Genomic DNA, 24,082 nt, shown 5'->3' with positions numbered 1-24,082 from the left:
TCGCGGAGAGCCAACGATGTCTGGGAAGCTCGAAAAAGTCCTGATCGCCAACCGTGGGGAAATTGCCCTGCGGATCCTGCGTGCCTGCAAAGAACTGGGTATCAAGACCGTCGCCGTGCACTCCACTGCTGACCGTGAACTGATGCACCTGGGCCTGGCAGACGAGTCGGTCTGCATCGGCCCTGCATCGTCCAAGGATTCCTACCTGCATATCCCGGCGATCATCGCTGCTGCCGAAGTAACCGGCGCCACCGCGATCCACCCGGGCTACGGCTTCCTCGCGGAAAACGCCGACTTCGCCGAGCAGGTAGAAAAATCCGGCTTCGCCTTCATCGGCCCAAAAGCCGACACCATTCGCCTGATGGGCGACAAGGTTTCGGCCAAGGACGCGATGATCAAGTCGGGCGTGCCGACCGTACCGGGCTCCGATGGCCCGCTGCCGGAAGACGAAGAGGTCGCCCTGGCGATCGCTCGTGATGTCGGCTACCCGGTGATCATCAAGGCCGCCGGTGGCGGTGGTGGTCGCGGCATGCGCGTGGTGCACAAGGAAGAGGACCTGATTTCCTCGGCCAAGCTCACCCGTACCGAAGCCGGTGCTGCCTTCGGCAACCCGATGGTCTACCTGGAGAAGTTCCTCACCAACCCACGCCACGTGGAAGTGCAGGTACTGTCCGACGGCCAAGGCAACGCCATCCACCTGGGCGACCGTGACTGCTCGCTGCAGCGCCGTCACCAGAAGGTACTGGAAGAAGCACCAGCACCGGGCATCGATGAGAAAGCCCGTCAGGAAGTGTTCAAGCGTTGTGTCGATGCGTGCATCGAGATTGGCTACCGCGGTGCAGGTACTTTCGAGTTCCTGTACGAAAACGGCAGCTTCTACTTCATCGAGATGAACACCCGCGTACAGGTTGAACACCCGGTGTCGGAAATGGTGACCGGCATCGACATCGTCAAGGAGATGCTGAGCATCGCCGCTGGCAACAAGCTGTCGTTCCGTCAGGAAGACGTGGTCATCCGTGGCCACTCGCTGGAATGCCGTATCAACGCCGAAGACCCGAAGAAGTTCATCCCGAGCCCAGGCAAGGTGAAGCACTTCCACGCCCCAGGCGGCAACGGCGTGCGCGTCGATTCGCACCTGTACAGCGGTTACTCGGTACCGCCGAACTACGACTCGCTGATCGGCAAACTGATCACCTACGGCAAGGACCGCGACGAAGCCATGGCGCGCATGCGCAATGCCCTGGACGAGATCGTCGTCGACGGCATCAAAACCAACATCCCGCTGCACCGCGACCTGGTGCGTGATGAAGGTTTCTGCAAAGGCGGCGTCAACATTCACTACCTCGAGCACAAACTGGCTAGCCAGGACTGATCGCGTAGTGTGATGCACCGAAAACCCCGGCCTTGTGCCGGGGTTTTTTATTGCCTGTTGGATTCTGCGGCCCTACCCCTTCATCCGCGGCATGTCGATGCGGTGCTCATGCACCCGCCGATACAACGTGGCCCGCGAAATGCCCAACGCCCGCGCCGCATCAGCCGGCTTCCAGCGATGGCGGATCAGCGCATCCAGCAACAGCTGCCGCGCTGGGCAGGACACACCGCTTTCACCCGCGGCAATCACCTCACCGCGCACTTCCAGCGGCAGGTCCTGCAACTGCACCTGCCCGCCCTCGCTCACCGCACAGGCATAGCGCAATACCTGCCGCAGCTGGCGCAAGTTGCCCGGCCAGCGGTAAACCAACAGCGCCTGCAAGGCATCATCGGCTATCACCACCTCCACGCCGCAGGCCTCAGCCTCTTCGGCCAGCAATTGGTGAATCAAGCCCAAGCGGTCCTCGCGCTCGCGCAGGGGCGGCAGTTCAAACCGGGCATTGGCCAGACGAAAATACAGATCCTCCCGGAAACGCCCCTCTTCCACCATCGCCGCCAGGTCACGGTGGGTAGCGCAAATCACCTGGATATCCACGCGCTCCCGCCGCGCCGCACCCAGCGGCGCCACTTCGCCTTCAGCCAGCACGCGCAGCAAGCGCGTTTGCAGGTTCAGCGGCATGTCGCCGATTTCGTCGAGGAACAGCGTGCCGCCATCGGCCTGCTGCAACAGCCCCTGCATACCTTTGCTGGAAGCCCCGGTGAAGGCCCCGGCCACATAGCCGAACAACTCGCTTTCGATCAGGCTTTCTGGAATGGCGGCGCAGTTCAGGGTGACGAATGGGCCCGCGCGACGCAGGCTTTGCTGGTGCAGTTGGCGGGCGAATACTTCTTTGCCAGCCCCGGTCTCACCGAGCACCAACACCGCCAGGTTGCAGTCCTTGACCCGCGTGGCCAGCCGCAGGTGCTGCTCGATGCGGGCGTCCTGGGCCTGGCGCAACGGCTGCGCGCGCTGGCGTTGCTGGGGCGCGCTGACCCGGCCATACAAGCCGCCCAACCCCGGTAAGCGTTGGGCCGACGATACGTTCACCCGGCGCAACTGGCCCAGGTCGAACAGCTCGCCAATGTGCTCGGGCAAGCGCCCCAGCTGTTCCACCAGCCGCTGGCGGGCCAGGCTGTTGATCGCCTGCAGGCGGCCGTCGGCATCCCAGGCCAGCAGGTAATCGGGCTGGCTTTCTACGTAGCCCGGCGTGCCATGGGCGCGCATCACCCAATGGCCCTGCGCACTGTGCATGAAGAAGGCGTTTTCGATCTCACGGGCGGTCTGCTCGACCAGTTGGCGGATCAAGTGTTGGCTACGGCGGTCGTCCGGCGACTGCAAAGCCGACACATCCACCACGCCCAGCAACTCACCCAGCGGGTCGAACACCGGCGCCGCGGTACAGGTAAGGCCGATGAACGCAGCGCGGAAGTGGTCGCGTTTGTGCACCGTGACCGGGGCCTTGCTGGTCAAAACCGCCGCCACGCCGCAGGTGCCCTCCTCGCCCTCCGACCAGCAGGTGCCCAGGTACAGGCCGGCCTTGCGGCAGTCGTTGCGGATGGCCGACTCGACCCGGTAATCGATGGTGCGCCCCAGGGCGTCAGTGAGCAGCACGCAATAGTCGGCGCCGCGCACCCGCTCATGCAGGCGGGCCACCGCGTCGCTGGCGATGCGCAGGAACAGTTCGGCACGTTCACGGCATTCGTTGAGCAGGCTTTGCGACAGGATGCGCGGCCCCTGATGGGAGCCGGGGTCGAGACGGTACAGCTCCATGGAGCGGCGCCATGAGTCGAGAATCAGCGGTGGCACCGGCGCCTGCGGCAGGCGGTCGGCATTCTTCAGCACCCGGCTGACGCAATCGACATGGGCTCGGGAGTTCGCGGCAAGCATTCAGGCCCTCCGGTTCTCATTGCTGTTCTTATCGTTGTGCGGCCATTAAGCGCCTCCGGGCATGCCCCGACAAGCACTGTGTGATTACCGGCTGGCTTGAGACGCTGCGTCTCAGCGTCTCGGCCAGGCCACTCCCGGCCTGGCACCCAGCGTCTCGCCAGTGCCTGCACAGGTAGCGGCGACAAACCCTGAGAACCGCCCTGGTACGGCCTTTTCAGCCCAGCCGCCAAAAGCTGGCACCCACCTTGCTCTTGCACTGGCAAACAAGAATATGAGGTGCGCCATGCCGCAACCCGCCCCGACTGTCGGGATTATTGCTAACCCTGCCTCTGGCCGCGACCTGCGCCGTTTGACTGCCAGCGCCGGGCTCTACTCGAGCACCGACAAGGCGTCGGCGATCCAGCGGCTGCTTGCTGCATTCGGTACCACCGGTATCGGCCAAGTCCTACTGCCTACCGACATGACCGGCATCGCTGCTGCCGTGCTCAAGGCCAGTCAGGGCCCCGGCGCACTGAGCCAGCACTGGCCGGCCATCGAGATGCTCGATCTGCCGCTGACCCAGACCGTTGCCGACACCCGTCTGGCCGCCCGGCGCATGGTCGAACGCGGCGTGGCGATGATCGCCGTACTCGGCGGCGATGGCACCCACAAGGCAGTCGCCGCCGAGGCCGCTGACGTGCCGCTGCTAACCCTGTCCACCGGCACCAACAATGCCTTCCCCGAACTGCGCGAAGCCACCAGTGCCGGCCTGGCCGGCGGCTTGCTCGCCAGCGGCCGGGTGCCGGCCAGCATCGGCCTGCGCCGCAACAAGCGCCTGCTAGTGACGGTGCCCGAACAACAGCTTGCCGAATGGGCCCTGGTGGAAGTGGCGGTTTCGCCACAACGCTTCATCGGCGCCCGCGCACTCAGCCGCAGCGAAGACCTTAGCGAAGTCTTCGCCTGTTTCGCCGAGCCCCATGCCATCGGCCTGTCGGCCCTGTGCGGCCTGTGGTGCCCGGTTTCGCGCCAGGACCCGCACGGCGCTTGGGTACGCCTGAACCCCGCTGCCGAACAGGCGCTACTGGCCCCCTTGGCGCCCGGCCTGCTGCAAGGCTGTGGCATCACCGCCAGCGGCAGGCTGATGCCCGGCGTCGCCCACCGCCTGAGCCTGGCCAGCGGCACCCTGGCGCTGGACGGCGAGCGCGAGATCGAATTCGCCGAGCACGACACCCCCACCATCACCCTCGATCACCAAGGCCCGCTTAGCGTCGATGTCGAGGCCGTACTGGCGCATGCCGCCCACCATCACCTGCTGGCCGTGCCCCGCGGGCACCGGCTGCACCCTGCAAACCCGTGTTGAGACAACCCCGGAGAACAACAAATATGTCCAATCAACTGAGTACCGAACAACTGCTGCATGCCTATGAAGTGATGCGCACCATCCGCGCCTTTGAAGAACGCCTGCACGTCGAGTTCGCCACCGGCGAGATCCCCGGTTTCGTCCACCTGTACGCCGGCGAAGAGGCCTCCGCTGCCGGGGTCATGGCCCACCTGCGCGACAGCGACTGCATCGCCTCGACCCACCGCGGCCATGGCCACTGCATCGCCAAGGGTGTGGATGTATACGGCATGATGGCCGAGATCTACGGCAAAAAAACCGGCGTTTGCGGCGGCAAGGGCGGCTCGATGCACATCGCCGACCTGGAAAAAGGCATGCTCGGCGCCAACGGCATCGTCGGGGCCGGCGCACCGCTGGTGGCCGGGGCAGCGCTGGCGGCCAAGCTCAAGGGCCGCGATGACGTGTCGGTGGCGTTCTTTGGCGATGGCGCTTCCAACGAAGGCGCGGTGTTCGAAGCCATGAACATGGCGTCAATCATGAACCTACCGTGCATCTTCGTGGCCGAGAACAACGGCTACGCCGAGGCCACCGCCTCGAACTGGTCGGTGGCCTGCGACCACATCGCCGACCGCGCTGCCGGCTTCGGCATGCCAGGCGTGACCATCGACGGCTTCGACTTCTTTGCCGTGTACGAGGCCGCCGGCGCTGCCATCGAGCGCGCACGCGCCGGGCAAGGGCCGTCGCTGATCGAGGTCAAACTCAGCCGCTACTACGGCCACTTCGAGGGCGATGCGCAAACCTACCGCGCCCCGGATGAAGTGAAGAACCTGCGCGAGTTCCGCGACTGCCTTATGCAGTTCCGCAACAAGACCACCCGCGCTGGCCTGCTCGGCGCCGAGCAACTGGACGCCATCGATGCCCGCGTCGAAGACCTGATCGAAGACGCCGTGCGCCGCGCCAAGTCCGACCCCAAGCCACAGCCCGCCGACCTGCTCACCGACGTCTACGTCGCCTACCCCTGAGCCGCGGATTACAAGAACAATAGGAGAACCACCATGGCAAGAAAGATCAGCTACCAGCAGGCCATCAACGAAGCCCTGGCCCAGGAAATGCGCCGCGACAATACCGTGTTCATCATTGGCGAAGACGTCGCCGGCGGTGCCGGTGCCCCCGGCGAGGAGGACGCCTGGGGTGGCGTGCTGGGCGTAACCAAAGGCCTGTACCACCAGTTCCCAGGCCGCGTGCTCGACGCGCCCCTGTCGGAAATCGGCTACGTCGGCGCCGCCGTCGGTGCCGCCACCCAGGGCCTGCGCCCGGTGTGCGAGTTGATGTTCGTCGACTTCGCCGGCTGCTGCCTGGACCAGATCCTCAACCAGGCCGCCAAGTTCCGCTACATGTTCGGCGGCAAGGCGGTCACCCCACTGGTGATGCGCACCATGTACGGCGCCGGCCTGCGCGCGGCGGCCCAGCACTCGCAGATGCTCACCTCGCTGTGGACGCACATCCCCGGCCTGAAGGTGGTGTGCCCGTCCTCGCCGTACGATGCCAAGGGCCTGCTGATACAGGCGATCCGCGACAACGACCCGGTGATTTTCTGCGAGCACAAGCTGCTTTACAGCATGCAGGGCGAGGTGCCGGAAGAGGTGTACACCGTGCCGTTTGGCGAAGCCAACTTCCTGCGTGAAGGCGACGACGTAACCCTGGTCACCTATGGCCGCATGGTGCATGTGGCGCTTGAGGCCGCCAACAACTTGGCCCGCCAGGGCATCGACTGCGAAGTGTTGGACCTGCGCACCACCAGCCCGCTGGACGAAGACAGCATCCTGGAAAGCGTGGAAAAAACTGGCCGCCTGGTGGTGATCGACGAAGCCAACCCGCGCTGCTCGATGGCCACCGACATCAGCGCACTGGTCGCGCAGAAGGCCTTTGGTGCGCTCAAGGGGCCGATCGAGATGGTCACCGCGCCGCACACCCCGGTGCCGTTCTCCGATGCCCTGGAAGACCTGTACATCCCTGATGCGGCAAAGATCGAGGCCGCCGTCCGTAAGGTGATCGAAGCTGCAAGGAGTGCCGCATGAGCCAGATCCATACCCTGACCATGCCCAAGTGGGGCCTGTCGATGACCGAGGGCCGGGTGGACACCTGGCTGAAGCAGGAAGGCGACGAAATCAACAAGGGCGACGAGGTGCTAGACGTCGAGACCGACAAGATCAGCAGCAGCGTCGAAGCGCCGTTCAGTGGCGTGCTGCGCCGCCAGGTGGCCAAACCGGATGAAACCCTGCCGGTCGGCGCCCTACTGGCGGTGGTGGTGGAAGGCGAAGCCGAGGAAGCGGAAATCGATGCGGTGGTGCAACGCTTCCAGGCTGAGTTCGTTGCCGAAGGTGGCGCAGACCAGGCCCAGGGGCCGGCCCCGCAGAAAGCTGAAGTCGGTGGCCGCCTGCTGCGCTGGTTCGAGCTGGGCGAAGGCGGCACGCCGCTGGTGCTGGTGCACGGCTTTGGTGGCGACCTCAACAACTGGCTGTTCAACCACCCGGCGCTGGCTGCCGAGCGCCGGGTGATCGCCCTCGACCTGCCGGGGCATGGCGAATCGGCCAAGGCCCTGCAACGCGGCGACCTGGATGAGCTGAGCGAAACCGTGCTGGCCCTGCTCGACCACCTGGACATCGCCAAGGCCCACCTGGCGGGCCACTCCATGGGCGGTGCAGTCAGCCTGAACGTCGCACGCCTGGCGCCGCAGCGGGTGGCCAGCCTGAGCCTGGTGGCCAGCGCCGGCCTGGGCGAGGCGATCAACGGCCAGTACCTGCAAGGCTTTGTCGCTGCCGCTAACCGCAACGCGCTGAAACCACAGATGGTGCAGCTGTTTGCAGACCCAGGCCTGGTCACCCGGCAGATGCTGGAGGACATGCTCAAGTTCAAGCGTCTGGAAGGGGTGGACGAGGCGTTGCGCCTGTTGGCATCGGCTATCGCCGACGGTGAGCGGCAGCGCCACAACTTGCGCGCAGTGCTGGGGCAGCACCCGGCCCTGGTGGTGTGGGGCGGCAAGGACGCAATCATCCCGGCCAGCCATGCCCAAGGGCTGGAGGCTGAGGTGTTGGTGCTGCCTGAGGCCGGGCATATGGTGCAGATGGAGGCGGCTGAACAGGTCAACCAGCAACTGCTCGCGTTCCTGCGCAAGCACTGAACCCTTTTTTCGTGAGCCTGGAGACAACAACAATGAACGACCTGAGCCACACCCACATGCGCGCTGCCGTCTGGCATGGCCGCAATGACATTCGCGTCGAACAGGTTCCGCTGCCAGCCGACCCCGCACCTGGCTGGGTGCAGATCAAGGTGGACTGGTGCGGCATCTGTGGCTCCGACTTGCACGAATACGTTGCAGGCCCGGTGTTCATCCCGGTGGCTGCACCCCACCCGCTGACCGGCATCCAAGGCCAGTGCATCCTCGGCCACGAATTCTGCGGCCAGATCGCCAAGCTGGGTGACGGCGTGGAAGGTTTTGCGGTCGGTGACCCGGTGGCCGCGGATGCCTGCCAGCATTGCGGCACCTGCTACTACTGCACCCACGGCCTGTACAACATCTGCGAGCGCCTGGCCTTCACCGGCCTGATGAACAATGGCGCCTTCGCCGAGTTGGTGAATGTGCCCGCCAACCTGCTGTACCGGCTACCTCAGGGCTTCCCGGCGGAGGCCGGGGCGCTGATCGAACCACTGGCGGTGGGCATGCACGCGGTGAAAAAGGCCGGCAGCCTGCTGGGCCAGAGCGTGGTGGTGGTCGGCGCCGGCACCATCGGCCTGTGCACCATCATGTGTGCCAAGGCGGCGGGTGCGGCGCAGGTGATCGCCCTGGAAATGTCCTCGGCGCGCAAGGCCAAGGCCAAAGAGGTTGGCGCCAGCGTGGTATTGGACCCCAGCCAGTGCGACGCCCTGGCGGAGATCCGCGCACTTACCGGCGGGTTAGGGGCGGATGTGAGTTTTGAATGCATCGGCAACAAACACACGGCCAAGCTGGCCATCGACACCATCCGCAAGGCGGGCAAGTGCGTACTGGTTGGCATTTTCGAAGAGCCCAGCGAATTCAACTTCTTCGAGTTGGTGTCCACCGAGAAGCAGGTGTTAGGGGCGTTGGCGTACAACGGCGAGTTCGCCGATGTCATTGCCTTCATAGCGGATGGCAGGCTGGACATTCGCCCACTGGTGACCGGGCGGATCGGGCTGGAGCAAATTGTCGAACTGGGCTTCGAGGAGTTGGTGAACAACAAGGAGGAGAACGTGAAGATCATCGTTTCGCCAGGCATGCGCTGATTGCACCTCAAAGGCAACGCGGTTCCTGTGGGAGATCACCCAGCCCTTTGGGCTGCGCTGTCGCGCATAGAACGGGGTTCGCAGGCAGGCGCATGCCTTGTGGCCCCGCTAAATCAATGAGTTATGTGCAGTTCTATGAAAGCAGTCGTGGTACTGCACAACGCTCAAGGGCTCCTACAAAGGAATGCGTAGGCTTTGGCGTTCGCTGTTTCAGGATCCCATTCTGCGGCATACTCGGCAGACCTATTGCCCGGTCTTCGCCATGCGTCCACTGCTGCCCCTCACCCTGGTCCTGCTTCTCGCCGCCTGCGGCGATGGCGAATCGTTGCTGCCGCCGGACGCGCGCCTGCCTGACGGTGGCCGTTACCGAGGGCAGGTGGTCGATGGCCTGCTGCAGGGCGAGGGCCGTATCGACTACCCCAACGGCAGCTGGTACGCCGGCAGCTTCAAGGACGGCCAGTGGCATGGCCAGGGCGAGTGGCATGGCCAGAACGGCGAGCTGTACCGCGGCCAGTTCGCCGCTGGGCTATTCGAAGGGCTGGGTGAGCTGACCACCCCGGGCAGCCACTATGCCGGCACCTTCCACCACGGCCGCCGCGACGGCGAAGGCAGCCTCAAGCAAACCGACCAGACCTACCGCGGCCAGTTCAAGGACGACCTGTACGAAGGCGCAGGCGAGCTGGAACTGGCCGACGGCAGCCGCTACCAAGGCCTGTTCGCCAAGGGCAAGCCCAACGGCGCCGGGGTACGCAGCGATGCCAGCGGCAACCAGTTCAGCGGCCGCTTCATCAATGGCCAACTGCAAGGCAGTGGCACCTACGACAGCGTCGACGGCGAGCAGTATATTGGCGAATTCAAGGACAACCGCCTGGAAGGTCGCGGCCGTTACGAAAACGCCGATGGCGATGTGTGGATTGGCGAATTCAAAGACGGCTCGCTGGTCGGCGAAGGCGAACTGCTGGGCAGTGATGGCAGCCACTACAAGGGCACCTTCGTCGACTGGCGCCTGTCGGGCCATGGCACCCTGCAACTGGCTGACGGCAGCCAGTACGTCGGCGGCTTCCTTAACGATGCCTACCACGGCCATGGGCAGCTGATGCTGCCCAGCGGCAAGGTGGAAAGCGGCACCTGGGCCAACGGCGTGCGCGTACGCGACAAGAACGGCAAGCTGCTGCCCGACCCGCTGGACCTGGCCTTGCTCAACCAGGGCCGGCTGCTGGAAGAGGCGCTGGCCCGTGTACCTCGCTCGGCACCGCCAATCCAGCTGTACAGCCTGGTGGTGGCCGGCGATGGCCAACAGAGTGTGTTCCTGCGCGAAGCTGACTACGTCAGCAACCTGCTCAAGGTGCGCTTCGGCGCCCGAGGCCAGGTGACCTTGGTGAACCACCGCGACCACATGGCCTCCCGCCCCATGGCCACCCGTGAAAACCTCACCCGCGCCGCCCGCACCCTGGCCGAACGCAGCGGCCCCGAAGACCTGGTGTTCATCTACCTGACCAGCCATGGCAGCCAAGACCACCAACTGGTGCTCGACCAGCCGCGCCTGCAGCTGGCCGACCTGTCCGCCGACGAATTGGCCAGCGCCCTGGCACCGCTGAAAGACCGCGACAAGGTGATTGTCATCTCAGCCTGTTACTCAGGGGGCTATGTGGCATCGCTGAAAAATGAGCGCACCCTGATCATGACCGCCGCCCGGGCCGACCGCGTCTCCTTTGGTTGCTCGGAAGAAGCCGACTTCACCTATTTTGGCGATGCCCTGTTCGCCGAGGCGCTGAACCAGACCGACGACCTGAAACAGGCGTTTGAACTGGCGCGCGCCAGTGTTGCCGAAAGAGAACAAAGGGAAGGCTTCGAGGCCTCTGAGCCGCAGCTTTGGGCGCCGCCGACCGTGCTCGAACACTGGCAGCACCTGCGCCGGCAACAAGCCGAAGAAGCATTGCGTAATGCCGCACGGGCCAACGTGGGGGAGCAGGCAGAAACGCCCGGCAACCACTAAGCTTGTGTGTAACAAGGGAGAGACATCATGTATTTGACGCCTCAGCATGTCCTGCTTGCCGGTGCCACGGGTCTGACGGGTGAACACCTGCTGGACCGCCTGCTCAACGAGCCCACCATCACCCGCGTACTGGCGCCTACCCGCCGGCCGCTGGCCGAGCACCCGCACCTGGAAAACCCAGTGGGCGACCCGGCGATGTTCCTTCCGCAGCTGGCCGGGCGAGTCGATATTGCCTATTGCTGCCTAGGCACCACCCTGAAGCAAGCGGGCTCCGAATCGGCCTTCCGTGCGGTGGACCTGGACATGGTGGTGGCATTCAGCAAGCGTGCCCGAGAAATGGGCGCGCGGCATCTGCTGGTGGTCAGTGCGCTGGGCGCCGACCCGAAATCGTCGATTTTCTACAATCGGGTCAAGGGCGAGATGGAAGAGGCGCTCAAAGCTCAGGACTGGCCGCAACTGACCATCGTGCGGCCGTCGTTGCTGCTGGGCGAGCGAATCGAGCCACGCTTGAGTGAACAGCTGGTTTCGCCGCTTTCCCGGTTGATACCCGGGAAATACCGGGGGATCGAGGCTTGTACCTTGGCCCGGGCCCTGTGGCGGCTGGCGCTGGAGGAAGAAGACGGCGTGCGGATTGTGGAGTCGGATGAGTTGCGCAGGTTGGGCAAGAAATAGGCTTTACCTGTCAGGGCCTCTTCGCGGGTAAACCCGCTCCTACAGGATTTCGCCGCCCTCAGAACTGGTGCAGTACCCGCGCGAGGGCCTTCACAGGCCACCGGTAGCTTGGAAGCCGATACCGGCTGCTGTCAGCAACGACAACGGCAGCAACAAGGTATCGAGCAACATGCTCCCAGGCAGGTCCAGGCGCGGATACGTCGGCGCTTCAGCCCCGTAGCGGTCCCGCGGGCAGCAGCCGCCATTGATCATATACAGGTCCAACCGGGTACCGGCATACACCACCGGCGCCCCGGGTTTGTTGGCATCCAGTGTACGTACCGTGGCGCAGCCACTCAGTAGCACCAGCGCCAACAAGCCGGCCAGCGCTCGCTTCAATCATCCACCCCAAAGTGATGCTCGCCCCAGCGCGGTAGCATGTCCTGAGGAATATTCAGCACGTTGAGAATGCGCGCCACGACAAAATCGACTAGGTCGTCGATGGTCTGTGGCTGGTGATAGAAACCCGGTGCCGCCGGCAGAATCACCGCGCCCATCTGCGACAGCTTGAGCATGTTCTCCAGGTGAATGGTAGAAAACGGCGCTTCGCGTGGCACCAGGATCAGCTGGCGACGCTCCTTGAGCGTAACGTCGGCAGCGCGTTCGATCAGGTTGTTGCAGGCACCGGTGGCAATTGCCGACAGGGTGCCGGTGGAACAAGGCACCACCACCATCGCCGCTGGTGCACCGGAGCCCGAGGCTACCGGCGACATCCAGTCTTCCTTGCCGTACACACGGATCTGCCCGTCGGCGGCTCCGGTGTATTCAGTGAGAAACGCCTGCATCGCCTGCGGCTTGGCTGGCAGCAGCACGTCGGTCTCGGTGGCCATCACCAGCTGCGCGGCCTTGGAGATCAGGAAGTGCACCTCGCGGTCCTCGCGCACCAGGCAATCGAGCAGGCGCAGGCCATACTGGGCGCCCGAGGCGCCCGTCATGGCCAGGGTGATGCGTTCCGGCCCGTTCACTTCAGCGCCTCGGCCAGCTTACCGTGCAGGCCGCCGAAGCCGCCGTTGCTCATGATCACCACGTGGGTGCCTGGGCGAGCTTGGCCCTTGATCCGCTCGATGATCGCCTCGAGGCTGTCGGCCACCACGCTCGGCACTTTGCATTGCTCGGCAGTAGCGGCCAGGTCCCAACCCAGGTTGGCCGGCGCATACCAGATCACCTGGTCGGCGTCGTTGACGCTTTCCGGCAGGCCATCACGGTGGGCCCCGAGCTTCATCGAATTGGAGCGCGGCTCGATCACCGCGATCACCGGCGCCTCGCCAACGCGCTTGCGCAGGCCGTCGAGGGTGGTGGCGATGGCGGTCGGGTGGTGAGCAAAATCATCATAGATGGTCACGCCCTGCACTTCGGCGACCTTCTCCATGCGCCGCTTGACGCTTTTGAACGCACTCAGGCCGTCGATGCCCATGGCCGGTACCACGCCGACATGGCGGGCGGCTGCCAGGGTAGCCAGGGCATTGGCGACGTTGTGCTGGCCGGTCAGCGCCCAGTCCACCACGCCCTGCACTTCGCCTTCAAACAGTACTTCAAAGCGCGAGCCGTCGGGGCTGAGCAGGCGAGCTTGCCACTGGCCACCTTCGCCGGTGGTCTGCACGGGGGTCCAGCAGCCCATGCCGATTACCCGCTCCAGCGCTTGCTCAGTGGTGGGATGGATGACCAGGCCTTCGCTAGGGATAGTGCGCACCAAGTGGTGGAACTGCCGCTCGATCGAAGCCAGGTCGGGGAAGATGTCCGCATGGTCGAACTCAAGGTTGTTGAGGATTGCCGTGCGCGGGTGGTAGTGAACAAACTTTGAGCGCTTGTCGAAGAAAGCACTGTCGTATTCGTCGGCTTCCACTACGAAGAACGGCGTATTACCGAGGCGCGCCGAAACCGAGAAGTTCTGCGGTACACCGCCAATCAGGAAGCCCGGGCTCATGCCGGCATGCTCCAGTACCCAGGCCAGCATGCTGCTGGTGGTGGTCTTGCCGTGAGTACCGGCAACGGCCAATACCCAACGGCCTTGCAGCACATGGTCGGCCAACCACTGCGGGCCGGAAACATAGGGCAGGCCCTTGTTCAGCACGTACTCCACCGCAGGGTTGCCGCGCGACATGGCGTTGCCGATAACCACCAGGTCTGGCGCCGGCTCCAGCTGGGCCGGGTCATAGCCTTGGGTCAGCTCGATGCCCTGGGCTTCGAGCTGGGTGCTCATGGGGGGATAGACGTTGGCGTCTGAGCCGGTGACGCGGTGGCCAAGTTCTTTGGCCAGCACCGCCAGCGAGCCCATGAAAGTGCCGCAAATACCGAGAATGTGAATATGCATGGTCGACCTCGCAAAACATCGAGGCAGGGTAGCCCAGGGCGCGACAATTCGCACCCGCTGTTTCGCTCAGTCGACCCGGCTAATGCCGTGTTTACGCAGTTTTCGATACAAGGTATTGCGGCTGATGCCCAAGTGCTCGGCCACACGGGTCAGGTGCCAGTGTTTTGCCTCCAGGATCGCCAGCAGCGCATGGTGCTCGGCATCTTTCAACGCGGCGGGCCCTATCGCCGGCAAGCTTTGTACTACCAGCTGTGGGCCGCCAGCTTCCACAGCGATGGCAGAGGGTTTGAGGTCGGCGCGGTCGAGGTGGGCGCTGGCTTGCCGGCGATCGAGGGCGACGCCCTCGCGAACTATGGCAGGCAGATCCTGGAACACGACCCGGGCATCTTCGCAAAGCGCCACCAGCGTGCGCAGCACATTGCGCATCTGCCGCACGTTCCCCGGCCAGGCAAAGTCGAGCAGCGCCTGCCGCGCCCGGGGCTCGATGTCGATTAGTTGACCCTGCGCCTCCTGGCGCAGCAGAAAATCTAGCAGCTGGGCCTTGTCACTGCGCTCGCGCACCGCTGGCAACGCCACCTCCAGGCCGTTCAGGCGGTAATACAGGTCCTCGCGGAAACTGCCCTGCTCCACCCGCTCCAGCAGGTCGCGGTGGGTAGCGCTGACGATGCGCACATCAACCGCCTGCGGCTCGCCACCGATGGGCACCACCTGACGCTCCTCCAGCACCCGTAGCAAGCGGGTTTGCAGCGCCAGGGGCATGTCGCCGATCTCGTCCAGCAGCAAGGTGCCGCCGTCGGCCTGCAGCAGCTTGCCGCGCATGCCCTCCTTGCGCGCACCGGTGAAGCTGCCGCCGCGGTAGCCGAACAGCTCACTCTCGATCAGGCTCTCCGGGATCGACGCACAATTGATGGCGACGAACGGCTTACCGCGCCGCTCGCTGGCCTGGTGCACGGCCTGGGCAAAGGCCTCCTTGCCGCAGCCGGTTTGGCCGCGCAGCAACAACGGCACATCACGCTCGAACACCCGCACACTGCGGCGGAAGTCGTTTTGCAGGGCCGGGTCGAGCAGGCAGATAAGCGGCTCCACCTCGCGCGCAGGCCGCGGCTGGGCGGCGGGTACCGACCACACCGGGGCGCGGGCCTGGCCACGCAGGCTGGCGAACACCTGGCGCCCGTCCAGGGTATGCAGCGGCCAAGCCGTGCTGCCACTGGGCGTGGCGCGGCTGAACAGTTCGTCGTGGCTGCAGGCAAAAAAGCGCTCTAGTGGTTTGCCCAGCACACCACCGCGCACGGTACCCAGCAGGTTCAACGCGCTCTGGTTGGCGGCGCAAATGCGCCCGTCACCGTCGAAGGCCAGCAGGCCTTCGCTGAACAGGCCGACCGACTCGGCCTGCAGGTGAAAGCGCAGCAGCCATTGCTGCTCGAAATGGCGCAGGAAATAGCAGCTCTCGATCATCTTCGCCGACAGGTTGACCAGGGCCATGGTGTGGAACTGGCTTTGCCGGGAAACGTCGGGCCGTGCCGAAGACACATCCAGCACCGCCAACAGTTCGCCATGCGGGTCGAACACCGGGCTGGCCGAGCAGGTCAGGCCGGTGTGGCGGCCACGGAAGTGCTCGTTCTGGTGGATGGTCAGCGCCTGGCGCTCGACCAGGCAGGTGCCAATGCCGTTGGTGCCCTCGCGCGCCTCACTCCAGTCGGCGCCCAGCCACAGCCCGGCGCGCTCGAAGCTGCGCCGCTCGGTGGGGGCGCTGACGCAGTTGAGGATCACCCCGCGGGCATCGGTCAACAGCACCGCATGACCAGCCCCGGAAAGCTGCTGGTGCAGGCTGTTCATTTCAGGGTCGGCAATCTGCAGCACCTGGCGCAGGCGCTCGCGGCTTTCCAGCAGGCGCCCATGCTCGAGCACCACAGGCGCCTCGATCACCGTCGGGTCGAGGTGGTAGTCCTCCAGGCAGCGCAGCCAGGAGCGGGCGATGGACGGGTCACTGCCGCCCTCCCCGGCCCCGCCATGGGCAACGGAATGAACTTGCTGGGCATGGCGGCTGAAATGATTGCTCTGCATTGTTGTAGTTCTCCGCAGATAGAGAGTCCTGCCAGCATCCTCTACCCGGGAAGGCTTTGCAATGCACCCTCCTGTGACGTGTCGCAAACGGTACAAAGTGTCACCCCTGGGTGTACCGGCGCTGGTACAGCGCCCATAGGCCCAGGCCGGCAACCCAACCTAAGTCATTGATTTTCATGAAGCTGCCAACGCTGGCCCAACCTTTGCTCTACGCTTTTCAACTCCCTAACAAGCACAATAGCCAGGAGACACACCATGCGTTACGCACATCCCGGTACCGAGGGCGCGAAGGTTTCCTTCAAGAGCCGCTACGGCAACTACATCGGTGGTGAGTTCGTTCCTCCGGTAAAGGGTGAGTACTTCACCAACACTTCCCCGGTGAACGGCCAGCCGATCGCCGAATTCCCGCGTTCCACTGCCGAAGACATCGACAAAGCCCTGGATGCCGCCCACGCTGCGGCCGACGCCTGGGGCCGCACCTCGGTGCAGGACCGCTCCAACGTCCTGCTGAGAATTGCCGACCGTATCGAACAGAACCTCGAACTGCTGGCCATTACCGAAACCTGGGACAACGGCAAGCCCATCCGCGAAACCCTGAACGCCGACATCCCGCTGGCAGTTGACCACTTCCGCTACTTCGCCGGCTGCATCCGCGCCCAGGAAGGCGGCGCCGCCGAAATCAACGAAGGCACCGTGGCCTACCACATCCACGAGCCACTGGGCGTGGTCGGGCAGATCATCCCGTGGAACTTCCCGATCCTGATGGCCGCCTGGAAACTCGCCCCGGCCTTGGCCGCCGGCAACTGCGTGGTACTCAAACCAGCCGAGCAGACCCCGCTGGGCATCACCGTGCTGTTGGAAGTGATCGGTGACCTGCTGCCAAAAGGCGTGCTCAACGTGGTGCAAGGCTATGGCCGCGAGGCTGGTGAAGCGCTGGCCACCAGCAAACGCATCGCCAAAATCGCCTTCACCGGCTCTACCCCGGTTGGCTCGCACATCATGAAATGCGCCGCCGAGAACATCATTCCGTCCACCGTGGAACTGGGCGGCAAGTCGCCGAACGTGTACTTCGAAGACATCATGCAGGCCGAACCGAGCTTCATCGAAAAGGCCGCCGAAGGCATGGTACTGGCGTTCTTCAACCAGGGCGAAGTGTGCACTTGCCCGTCGCGAGCACTGGTGCAGGAGTCGATCTACCCACAGTTCATGGAAGTGGTGATGAAGAAGGTGCTGCAGATCAAGCGCGGCGACCCGCTGGACACCGACACCATGGTCGGCGCGCAAGCCTCGCAGCAGCAGTTCGAGAAGATTCTGTCGTACCTCGACATCGCCCAGAAAGAAGGTGCCGAGCTGTTGACCGGCGGCAAGGTGGAGAAACTGGAAGGTTCGCTGGCCACCGGTTACTACATCCAGCCGACCCTGCTCAAAGGCAACAACCGCATGCGCGTGTTCCAGGAAGAAATTTTCGGCCCAGTGGTCAGCGTCACCACCTTCAAGGACGAAGCCGAAGCGCTGGCGATTGCCAACGACACCGAGTTTGGCCTGGGTGCCGGCGTGTGGACCCGCGACATCAACCGTGCCTACCGCATGGGCCGTGGCATCAAGGCCGGGCGGGTGTGGACCAACTGCTACCACCTGTACCCGGCGCATGCCGCCTTCGGTGGCTACAAGAAGTCGGGGGTTGGCCGTGAGACGCACAAGATGATGCTCGATCACTATCAGCAGACCAAGAACCTGCTGGTGAGCTACGACATCAACCCGTTGGGCTTCTTCTAAACCGCGTCGCGGCCTTCGCGGGCTGGCCCGCTCCCACAGGTTTACCGTTGTTTCTGATACCGGTGCCATACCTGTAGGAGCGGGCTTGCCCGCGAAGAGGCCAGACCTGCATACACAAAACCCAGGGCGGTGCAGCAACCGCTCTGGCTCGCTTCCTGCAGTACCCATCACCATCGGCCCGGAACCCTTCCGGCCACCAAGAAAAACAACAGGTGAATCTATGCCAAGCGATCATTCCGCCGGCTCGCCGGCAGGCTCTTCCGTCGACTTCGAAAAAGTTGGCTCAGACTATTTCCAGCAACGTGAACTGAAAAAAGGCGCCGCCGGTTGGGTGCTGCTGGTGGGCCTGGGCGTGGCCTATGTCATCTCCGGCGACTACGCCGGCTGGAACTTCGGCCTGGCCCAGGGCGGCTGGGGCGGCATGTTCCTCGCCACCCTGCTGATGGCCACCATGTACCTGTGCATGTGCTTCTCGCTGGCCGAACTGTCGTCGATGATCCCCACCGCAGGCGGCGGCTATGGCTTTGCCCGCAGTGCCTTCGGCCCGTGGGGCGGCTTTCTGACCGGTACGGCAATCCTCATCGAATACGCCATCGCCCCCGCCGCCATCGCGGTGTTCATCGGCGCCTACTGCCAATCGCTGTTTGGCATCGGCGGCTGGATGATCTACCTGGCGTTTTACATCGTGTTCATCGGCATCCACATCTTTGGCGTGGGTGAAGCGTTGAAACTGATGTTTATCATTACCGCCATCGCCGCCATCGCCCTGGCGGTGTTCCTGGTGGGCATGGTGCCCCATTTTGATGCAGCCAACCTGTTCGACATCGCCAAGACTGACGCCGTGGGCGCCAGCAGCTTCCTGCCGTTCGGCTATGTCGGGGTGTGGGCAGCCATCCCCTACGCTATTTGGTTTTTCCTTGCCGTCGAGGGCGTGCCGCTGGCCGCCGAAGAAACCAAAAACCCCAAGCGTGACCTGCCACGCGGCCTGATCGGCGCCATGCTGGTGCTGCTGGCCTTCGCCCTGCTGATTTTGGTAGTGGGCCCTGGCGGCGCAGGCTCCGAAGCGCTGAAAGCCTCCGGTAACCCACTGGTCGAAGCATTGTCCAAGGCCTACGGCGGTTCTACCTGGATGGGCGGTTTCGTCAATCTGGTCGGCTTGGCCGGGCTGATCGCCAGCTTCTTCTCGATCATCTACGCCTATTCCCGGCAGATCTTCGCCCTGTCCCGCGCCGGCTACCTGCCACGCAAACTGTCGGAAACCAACAAGAGCAAAGCCCCAGTTCTGGCCCTGATCATTCCAGGCATCATCGGTTTTGCCTTGTCGCTGACCGGCCAGGGTGACCTGCTGATCCTGGTTGCGGTGTTTGGCGCTACGCTGTCCTATGTACTGATGATGGCGGCGCACATCACGCTGCGCATTCGCCGGCCGAAGATGGAGCGCCCGTACCGCACCCCTGGTGGTGTCTTCACCTCGGGCGTGGCCCTGGTACTGGCGTGCATCGCGGTGGTTGCCGGTTTCCTGGTCGACCCGCGTGTGGTAATTGGCGCTGCAGTGATCTATGCGGTATTGATTGCCTACTTTGCTTTCTACAGCCGCCACCACTTGGTTGCGGGCACACCGGAAGAGGAATTCGCCGCGATTCAGAAAGCCGAAGAGGCCCTGCACTGATCGCCGCCACCCGCCGCGGGCCAGCCCGCGGCTCTGGAGAGTCTGTATGGCAAGTTTCGTACACACGGTAGGCCACCTGGTTTACCGCTTCGACAGCCTCAAGGAAGTGATGGCCAAGGCCAGCCCCGCACGCTCGGGGGACTTTCTGGCAGGCGTCGCGGCCAGCAACGACGGCGAACGGGTCGCTGCACAAATGGCCTTGGCCAATATCCCGCTGACGCACTTCCTCAATGAAGCGCTCATCCCTTATGAAGCTGACGAAGTCACCCGCCTGATCATCGACACCCACGATGCCCAGGCTTTCGCCCCGGTCAGCCACCTGACCGTGGGCGGCTTGCGCGACTGGCTGCTGAGCGAAGAGGCCAACGAGGACAGCCTGCGCGCCCTGGCGCCCGGGCTGACGCCGGAAATGGCCGCGGCGGTGTCGAAGGTCATGCGCGTGCAGGACCTGGTACTGGTGGCGCAAAAGATTCGCGTGGTCACCCGCTTTCGCGGCACCATGGGCCTACGCGGGCGCCTGTCGACCCGGCTTCAGCCCAACCACCCGACCGACGAACCGGCCGGCATCGCCGCCAGCATTCTTGACGGCCTGCTGTACGGCAACGGCGACGCCATGATCGGCATCAACCCTGCTACCGACAGCATCGCTTCAATCTGCGCGATGCTGGAAATGCTCGACGCCATCATCCAGCGCTACGACATCCCCACCCAGGCCTGCGTGCTGACCCATGTGACCACTTCGATCGAGGCGATCAACCGGGGTGTACCGCTGGACCTGGTGTTCCAGTCCATCGCCGGCACGGAGGCGGCCAACGCTGGGTTCGGCATCAACCTGAACGTGCTGCAGGAAGGCTACGAAGCAGGCCTGTCGCTGAAACGCGGCACCCTCGGGCAAAACCTGATGTACTTCGAAACCGGCCAGGGGAGCGCGCTATCGGCCAACGCTCACCATGGCGTCGACCAGCAAACCTGCGAAACCCGCGCTTATGCCGTGGCCCGCCACTTCAAGCCGTTTCTGGTCAATACCGTGGTGGGTTTCATCGGCCCCGAGTACCTGTACAACGGCAAGCAGATCATTCGTGCCGGCCTTGAAGACCACTTCTGCGGCAAGCTGCTGGGCGTGCCGATGGGCTGCGACATCTGCTACACCAACCACGCCGAAGCCGACCAAGACGACATGGACACCCTGCTGACCCTGCTGGGTGTGGCCGGGATCAACTTCATCATGGGCATTCCCGGCTCCGACGACATCATGCTCAACTACCAGACCACCTCGTTCCACGACGCGTTGTATGCGCGCCAGACTCTGGGCCTGAAGCCCGGGCCGGAGTTCGAGGCATGGCTGGCCCGCACCGGTATATTCACCCAGGCCGATGGCCGGGTGCGCTTTGGTGACAACTTGCCGCCGGCCTTCCGCCAGGCCTTGGCACAGCTTGCATAGGGATGACCATGGACCACCGCACGCCTACCCCCGACAACCCCTGGCTGGCCCTGCGCAACCTGACCCCGGCGCGCATCGCCTTGGGCCGCGCCGGCACCAGCCTGCCCACCGCGGCGCAACTGGACTTCCAGTTCGCCCATGCCCAGGCCCGTGATGCCGTGCACCTGGCTTTCGACCATGCCGGGCTGGTTACCCAGCTGAGTGACCGCGGACGCGAAAGCCTGGTGCTGCACAGCGCTGCCAGCGACCGTAACCAATACCTGCAACGCCCGGACCTGGGTCGGCGCTTGAGCGAAGATTCGGTTGCCACGCTGCGCCAGCACGCCCAGGCCAACCCCGGCGGCGTCGACTTGGCCATTGTGGTCGCCGACGGCCTCTCGGCCCTGGCTGTACACCGCCACACGCTGCCGTTTCTGGCCCGTTTCGAGGAGCAGGCTGCCGCCGATGGCTGGACCAGCGCCCCGGTGGTGCTGGTGCAGCAGGGCCGCGTGGCGGTGGCCGACGAGGTCGGCGAACTGCTCGGTGCCCGCATGACGGTGATGCTGATCGGTGAGCGCCCGGGGCTCAGTTCGCCTGACAGCCTGGGCCTGTATTTCACCTACGCACCCAAGGTCGGCCTGACCGATGCCTACCGCAACTGCATTTCCAACATCCGCCTGGAGGGGCTCAGCTATGGCATGGCGGCGCACCGGCTGCTGTACCTGATGCGTGAAGCCTGCCGCCGCCAGCTCTCCGGGGTGAATTTGAAGGACGAAGCCGAGGTGCATAGCCTGGAGAATGAACACAGCGCCAGCCAAAAAGGTAACTTCCTGCTCGGCAAACAGTAAAAAACCTGTCACGGAAGGCGGATTGCACTTGCCCCGCGCATTGGGCAGCATGCCTTTGAAAGCTGCTGGCAATCCGCTGTTTCCCCTAATGGACTCTGAGGGCCGCACATGCGCATCATCAAGGCAACCCTGGAACACCTCGACCTGCTCACGCCGATGTTCGTCAAATACCGTGAGTTCTATGGCCAGCTACCCTACCCCGACAGCTCGCGCAACTTCCTGGAAAAGCGCCTGAAGCGGGATGAGTCGGTGATCTACCTGGCGCTGCCGGATGACGACGACACCAAGCTGCTGGGCTTCTGTCAGCTGTACCCAAGCTATTCGTCGCTGTCGCTGAAGCGGGTATGGATTCTCAATGATATCTACGTGGCCGAGGATTCGCGGCGCATGCTGGTGGCCGACCACCTGATGCGCGAGGCGAAGAAAATGGCCAAGGACACCAACGCCGTGCGCATGCGGGTATCGACCAGCATCGATAACGCTGTGGCGCACAAGACCTACGAATCCATGGGGTTTCGTGAGGATAACGAGTTCAAGAGCTACATCCTGCCGATTAGTCAGGATTGACCGCTATTCCTGTACCGGCCCCATCGCCGGCAAGCCCGCTTCCACCTCGACCGCGCTGCTCCCAAAGCCTGTGCAGTACCTGCGGGAGCTGGCTTGCCGGCGATGAGGCCGGTCAGGTTGGAATTGCACTTAGGCCCTGACCGGTAACCCCCCGCTACAAACTCCCCGGGCATGATCCTCACTTCGCCGTATAATGGCCCACCGGTCATGTGTGAAAATTTACCCACCACTGGTAACCGAGCCTACGCCCAAGAACACAGGTGCTGTACATGGATTTCAACCCGCTGGACCTTATCCTGCATCTCGATGCCTACCTCGATCTGCTGGTCACCAATTACGGTCCCTGGATCTACGCCATCCTGTTCACCGTGATCTTCTGCGAAACTGGCTTGGTGGTAATGCCGTTCCTGCCAGGCGATTCGCTGCTGTTCATCGCCGGCGCCGTGGCCGCCGGTGGCGGTATGGACCCGGTCCTGCTGGCCGGCCTGCTGATGGCCGCGGCAATCCTGGGCGACAGCACCAACTACGTGATTGGCCGAACAACCGGCGAGCGGTTGTTCAACAACCCCAACTCGAAAATCTTCCGCCGCGACTACCTGCAGCGTACCCACGACTTCTATGAACGCCACGGTGGCAAGACCGTGACCATGGCGCGCTTCCTGCCCATTCTGCGCACCTTCGCGCCATTCGTCGCCGGCATCGCCCACATGCATTACCCGCGCTTCCTCGGCTTCAGCATTGCCGGTTCGCTGCTTTGGGTCGGCGGCCTGGTCACGTTGGGCTACTTCTTCGGCAATGTACCGTTCATCAAGCAGCACCTGTCGCTGATGGTCGTAGGCATCATCATCCTGTCGCTGGTGCCGATGATCCTCGGCCTGCTGCGTGGCCGCCTGGGCCGCACGGCCAAGGCTCACTGAACACTGACAGATGTGGTCGTTCAGCGCCTGGCGGCGCAAGCGCACCCTGGCGCGCTACCCCATCGCCCCCCAACAATGGCAGGCCGTGCGCGAGCGGCTGCCGATGCTGGACGGCATCAGCGCCGAAGAGGACCACTGGCTGCGCGAGGCCTGCATCCTGTTCCTGCTGGACAAACACCTCACCTGCCTGCCCGGCGTTGAGCTGGATGACGAGCAGCGCCTGTTGCTAGCCGCCCAGGCGCAGTTACCACTGCTGCACTTGGGCGAGCTGAACTGGTACCAGGGTTTTCACGAAATCATTCTCTACCCCGACGATTTCAAAAGCCCCCAGCGCCACCGCGATGCCAGTGGCGTGGAGCACGTGTGGGAGGGCGAACACAGTGGTGAGGCCTGGCAGCAGGGCCCGATCATCCTGGCCTGGAATGGCGTATTGGCCAGTGGTGGCTGGGAGGCCTACAACCTGGTCATCCATGAGCTGGCGCATAAGCTCGACATGCTCAATGGCGATGCCAACGGCCTGCCACCGCTGCACAGCGACATGCCTGTGGATGAATGGGCCACGGCCATGCAGCAGGCCTATGACGACCTCAACCGCCAGCTGGACAACGACCCCGACACCGAAACCGCCATCGACCCGTATGCCGCGGAGAACCCAGCGGAGTTCTTCGCCGTGACCAGCGAATACTTCTTTAGTGCCCCCGACCTGCTGCAGCAGGCTTATCCGAAGGTCTACCACCAGTTGTCGCTGTTCTACCGGCAAGACCCGCTGGCCCGCCTGTGCCGGCTACAGGCCGAACACCCCGAATACCGCGAAAGCCACGCCTGACGGGGCCGCACATCAGGCCAGGCGTGGCATGCCCCGGCAGAATGTGCCTATAATCGCCG

The 24,082-nt window shown here is 64.0% G+C and carries 20 protein-coding genes; 15 read left to right on the top strand and 5 right to left on the bottom strand.

Annotated elements, in window-relative coordinates:
- The first annotated feature begins 16 nt into the window (after positions 1-16).
- Complete coding sequence (gene accC / locus DV532_RS02930; protein ID WP_056807097.1) at positions 17-1,372, top strand: acetyl-CoA carboxylase biotin carboxylase subunit; 1,356 nt, start codon at positions 17-19, stop codon at positions 1,370-1,372.
- A gap of 72 nt (positions 1,373-1,444) precedes the next feature.
- On the opposite strand, the gene DV532_RS02925 is transcribed toward accC, so the two are convergent.
- On the bottom strand, positions 1,445-3,298 hold the full coding sequence (locus DV532_RS02925; protein ID WP_056807095.1) for a sigma-54-dependent Fis family transcriptional regulator: 1,854 nt from the start codon (positions 3,296-3,298) through the stop codon (positions 1,445-1,447).
- A 283-nt stretch (positions 3,299-3,581) separates the two neighbouring features.
- On the opposite strand from DV532_RS02925, the gene DV532_RS02920 reads away from it, so the two are divergent.
- The 7 genes from DV532_RS02920 (at position 3,582) to DV532_RS02890 (ending at position 11,586) form a co-directional block, all read left to right on the top strand.
- Positions 3,582-4,637, top strand: coding sequence for an ATP-NAD kinase family protein (locus tag DV532_RS02920; protein WP_056807092.1), 1,056 nt, complete (start codon positions 3,582-3,584; stop codon positions 4,635-4,637).
- A 23-nt stretch (positions 4,638-4,660) separates the two neighbouring features.
- Positions 4,661-5,638 (top strand): thiamine pyrophosphate-dependent dehydrogenase E1 component subunit alpha, encoded by a 978-nt coding sequence (locus DV532_RS02915; RefSeq protein WP_056807090.1) that lies wholly within the window; start codon positions 4,661-4,663, stop codon positions 5,636-5,638.
- Between the two features lie 33 nt (positions 5,639-5,671).
- Positions 5,672-6,694: an alpha-ketoacid dehydrogenase subunit beta gene (locus DV532_RS02910; RefSeq protein ID WP_056807087.1), complete on the top strand. Its 1,023-nt coding sequence runs from the start codon at positions 5,672-5,674 to the stop codon at positions 6,692-6,694.
- On the top strand, positions 6,691-7,797 hold the full coding sequence (locus DV532_RS02905) for an acetoin dehydrogenase dihydrolipoyllysine-residue acetyltransferase subunit (protein ID WP_056807085.1): 1,107 nt from the start codon (positions 6,691-6,693) through the stop codon (positions 7,795-7,797). The genes DV532_RS02910 and DV532_RS02905 overlap by 4 nt, the downstream gene beginning before the upstream one ends.
- A 56-nt stretch (positions 7,798-7,853) precedes the next feature.
- Positions 7,854-8,918: a 2,3-butanediol dehydrogenase gene (locus tag DV532_RS02900; RefSeq protein ID WP_236707564.1), complete on the top strand. Its 1,065-nt coding sequence runs from the start codon at positions 7,854-7,856 to the stop codon at positions 8,916-8,918.
- Positions 8,919-9,180: 262 nt separating this feature from the next.
- A complete protein-coding gene (locus DV532_RS02895; protein WP_056807079.1) occupies positions 9,181-10,914 on the top strand; it encodes a C13 family peptidase in 1,734 nt (577 codons plus the stop codon).
- Between the two features lie 27 nt (positions 10,915-10,941).
- Entirely contained in the window at positions 10,942-11,586 is a 645-nt protein-coding gene (locus tag DV532_RS02890) for an oxidoreductase (RefSeq protein ID WP_056807077.1), read from the top strand.
- 90 nt (positions 11,587-11,676) lie between these two features.
- On the opposite strand, the gene DV532_RS02885 is transcribed toward DV532_RS02890, so the two are convergent.
- The 4 genes from DV532_RS02885 to DV532_RS02870 form a co-directional block, all read right to left on the bottom strand.
- On the bottom strand, positions 11,677-11,964 hold the full coding sequence (locus tag DV532_RS02885) for a YceK/YidQ family lipoprotein (RefSeq protein WP_056807075.1): 288 nt from the start codon (positions 11,962-11,964) through the stop codon (positions 11,677-11,679).
- Complete coding sequence (ubiX, locus tag DV532_RS02880; RefSeq protein WP_056807072.1) at positions 11,961-12,590, bottom strand: flavin prenyltransferase UbiX; 630 nt, start codon at positions 12,588-12,590, stop codon at positions 11,961-11,963. Before ubiX ends, DV532_RS02885 begins: the two co-directional genes overlap by 4 nt.
- On the bottom strand, positions 12,587-13,936 hold the full coding sequence (gene mpl / locus DV532_RS02875) for a UDP-N-acetylmuramate:L-alanyl-gamma-D-glutamyl-meso-diaminopimelate ligase (RefSeq protein ID WP_056807069.1): 1,350 nt from the start codon (positions 13,934-13,936) through the stop codon (positions 12,587-12,589). Before mpl ends, ubiX begins: the two co-directional genes overlap by 4 nt.
- A 66-nt stretch (positions 13,937-14,002) precedes the next feature.
- The gene (locus DV532_RS02870) at positions 14,003-16,000 is read right to left on the bottom strand and encodes a sigma-54-dependent Fis family transcriptional regulator (protein WP_056807066.1); all 1,998 of its coding nucleotides are present in this window, start codon (positions 15,998-16,000) and stop codon (positions 14,003-14,005) included.
- A gap of 255 nt (positions 16,001-16,255) precedes the next feature.
- Here DV532_RS02870 and DV532_RS02865 point away from each other — a divergent pair, with 255 nt between their 5' ends.
- The 7 genes from DV532_RS02865 to DV532_RS02835 all read left to right on the top strand — a co-directional run bounded on the left by DV532_RS02865 (position 16,256) and on the right by DV532_RS02835 (position 24,023).
- Positions 16,256-17,776 carry an aldehyde dehydrogenase family protein gene (locus tag DV532_RS02865; protein WP_056807064.1) on the top strand — a complete coding sequence of 507 codons (1,521 nt, stop codon included), beginning with the start codon at positions 16,256-16,258 and terminating at the stop codon, positions 17,774-17,776.
- Positions 17,777-17,996: 220 nt separating this feature from the next.
- Positions 17,997-19,445, top strand: coding sequence for an ethanolamine permease (gene eat / locus DV532_RS02860; protein WP_056807061.1), 1,449 nt, complete (start codon positions 17,997-17,999; stop codon positions 19,443-19,445).
- 46 nt (positions 19,446-19,491) lie between these two features.
- The gene (locus DV532_RS02855) at positions 19,492-20,886 is read left to right on the top strand and encodes an ethanolamine ammonia-lyase subunit EutB (protein ID WP_056807056.1); all 1,395 of its coding nucleotides are present in this window, start codon (positions 19,492-19,494) and stop codon (positions 20,884-20,886) included.
- Positions 20,887-20,894: 8 nt separating this feature from the next.
- Positions 20,895-21,713: an ethanolamine ammonia-lyase subunit EutC gene (eutC, locus tag DV532_RS02850; RefSeq protein WP_056807215.1), complete on the top strand. Its 819-nt coding sequence runs from the start codon at positions 20,895-20,897 to the stop codon at positions 21,711-21,713.
- A gap of 108 nt (positions 21,714-21,821) precedes the next feature.
- Positions 21,822-22,280, top strand: a complete 459-nt coding sequence (locus DV532_RS02845) for an N-acetyltransferase (protein WP_056807054.1) — start codon at positions 21,822-21,824, stop codon at positions 22,278-22,280.
- Between the two features lie 269 nt (positions 22,281-22,549).
- Entirely contained in the window at positions 22,550-23,197 is a 648-nt protein-coding gene (locus tag DV532_RS02840; protein WP_056807052.1) for a DedA family protein, read from the top strand.
- Between the two features lie 10 nt (positions 23,198-23,207).
- Positions 23,208-24,023: a zinc-dependent peptidase gene (locus tag DV532_RS02835; RefSeq protein ID WP_056807049.1), complete on the top strand. Its 816-nt coding sequence runs from the start codon at positions 23,208-23,210 to the stop codon at positions 24,021-24,023.
- The last annotated feature ends 59 nt before the right edge of the window (positions 24,024-24,082 follow it).

Source organism: Pseudomonas sp. Leaf58, from assembly GCF_003627215.1.
In the GTDB taxonomy this organism is placed as follows: domain Bacteria; phylum Pseudomonadota; class Gammaproteobacteria; order Pseudomonadales; family Pseudomonadaceae; genus Aquipseudomonas.
This window is presented reverse-complemented; position numbering and strand designations above follow the sequence as displayed.

Coding starts and splice junctions, on each gene's coding strand:
- eutC (WP_056807215.1), top strand. CDS start 20,895: ATGGACCACCGCACGCCTACCCCCGACAACCCCTGGCTGGCCCTGCGC.
- DV532_RS02890 (WP_056807077.1), top strand. CDS start 10,942: ATGTATTTGACGCCTCAGCATGTCCTGCTTGCCGGTGCCACGGGTCTG.
- DV532_RS02900 (WP_236707564.1), top strand. CDS start 7,854: ATGCGCGCTGCCGTCTGGCATGGCCGCAATGACATTCGCGTCGAACAG.
- accC (WP_056807097.1), top strand. CDS start 17: ATGTCTGGGAAGCTCGAAAAAGTCCTGATCGCCAACCGTGGGGAAATT.
- DV532_RS02915 (WP_056807090.1), top strand. CDS start 4,661: ATGTCCAATCAACTGAGTACCGAACAACTGCTGCATGCCTATGAAGTG.
- DV532_RS02920 (WP_056807092.1), top strand. CDS start 3,582: ATGCCGCAACCCGCCCCGACTGTCGGGATTATTGCTAACCCTGCCTCT.
- DV532_RS02910 (WP_056807087.1), top strand. CDS start 5,672: ATGGCAAGAAAGATCAGCTACCAGCAGGCCATCAACGAAGCCCTGGCC.
- DV532_RS02905 (WP_056807085.1), top strand. CDS start 6,691: ATGAGCCAGATCCATACCCTGACCATGCCCAAGTGGGGCCTGTCGATG.
- DV532_RS02865 (WP_056807064.1), top strand. CDS start 16,256: ATGCGTTACGCACATCCCGGTACCGAGGGCGCGAAGGTTTCCTTCAAG.
- DV532_RS02840 (WP_056807052.1), top strand. CDS start 22,550: ATGGATTTCAACCCGCTGGACCTTATCCTGCATCTCGATGCCTACCTC.
- DV532_RS02925 (WP_056807095.1), bottom strand. CDS start 3,298: ATGCTTGCCGCGAACTCCCGAGCCCATGTCGATTGCGTCAGCCGGGTG.
- DV532_RS02835 (WP_056807049.1), top strand. CDS start 23,208: ATGTGGTCGTTCAGCGCCTGGCGGCGCAAGCGCACCCTGGCGCGCTAC.
- mpl (WP_056807069.1), bottom strand. CDS start 13,936: ATGCATATTCACATTCTCGGTATTTGCGGCACTTTCATGGGCTCGCTG.
- DV532_RS02845 (WP_056807054.1), top strand. CDS start 21,822: ATGCGCATCATCAAGGCAACCCTGGAACACCTCGACCTGCTCACGCCG.
- DV532_RS02855 (WP_056807056.1), top strand. CDS start 19,492: ATGGCAAGTTTCGTACACACGGTAGGCCACCTGGTTTACCGCTTCGAC.
- DV532_RS02870 (WP_056807066.1), bottom strand. CDS start 16,000: ATGCAGAGCAATCATTTCAGCCGCCATGCCCAGCAAGTTCATTCCGTT.
- DV532_RS02895 (WP_056807079.1), top strand. CDS start 9,181: ATGCGTCCACTGCTGCCCCTCACCCTGGTCCTGCTTCTCGCCGCCTGC.
- eat (WP_056807061.1), top strand. CDS start 17,997: ATGCCAAGCGATCATTCCGCCGGCTCGCCGGCAGGCTCTTCCGTCGAC.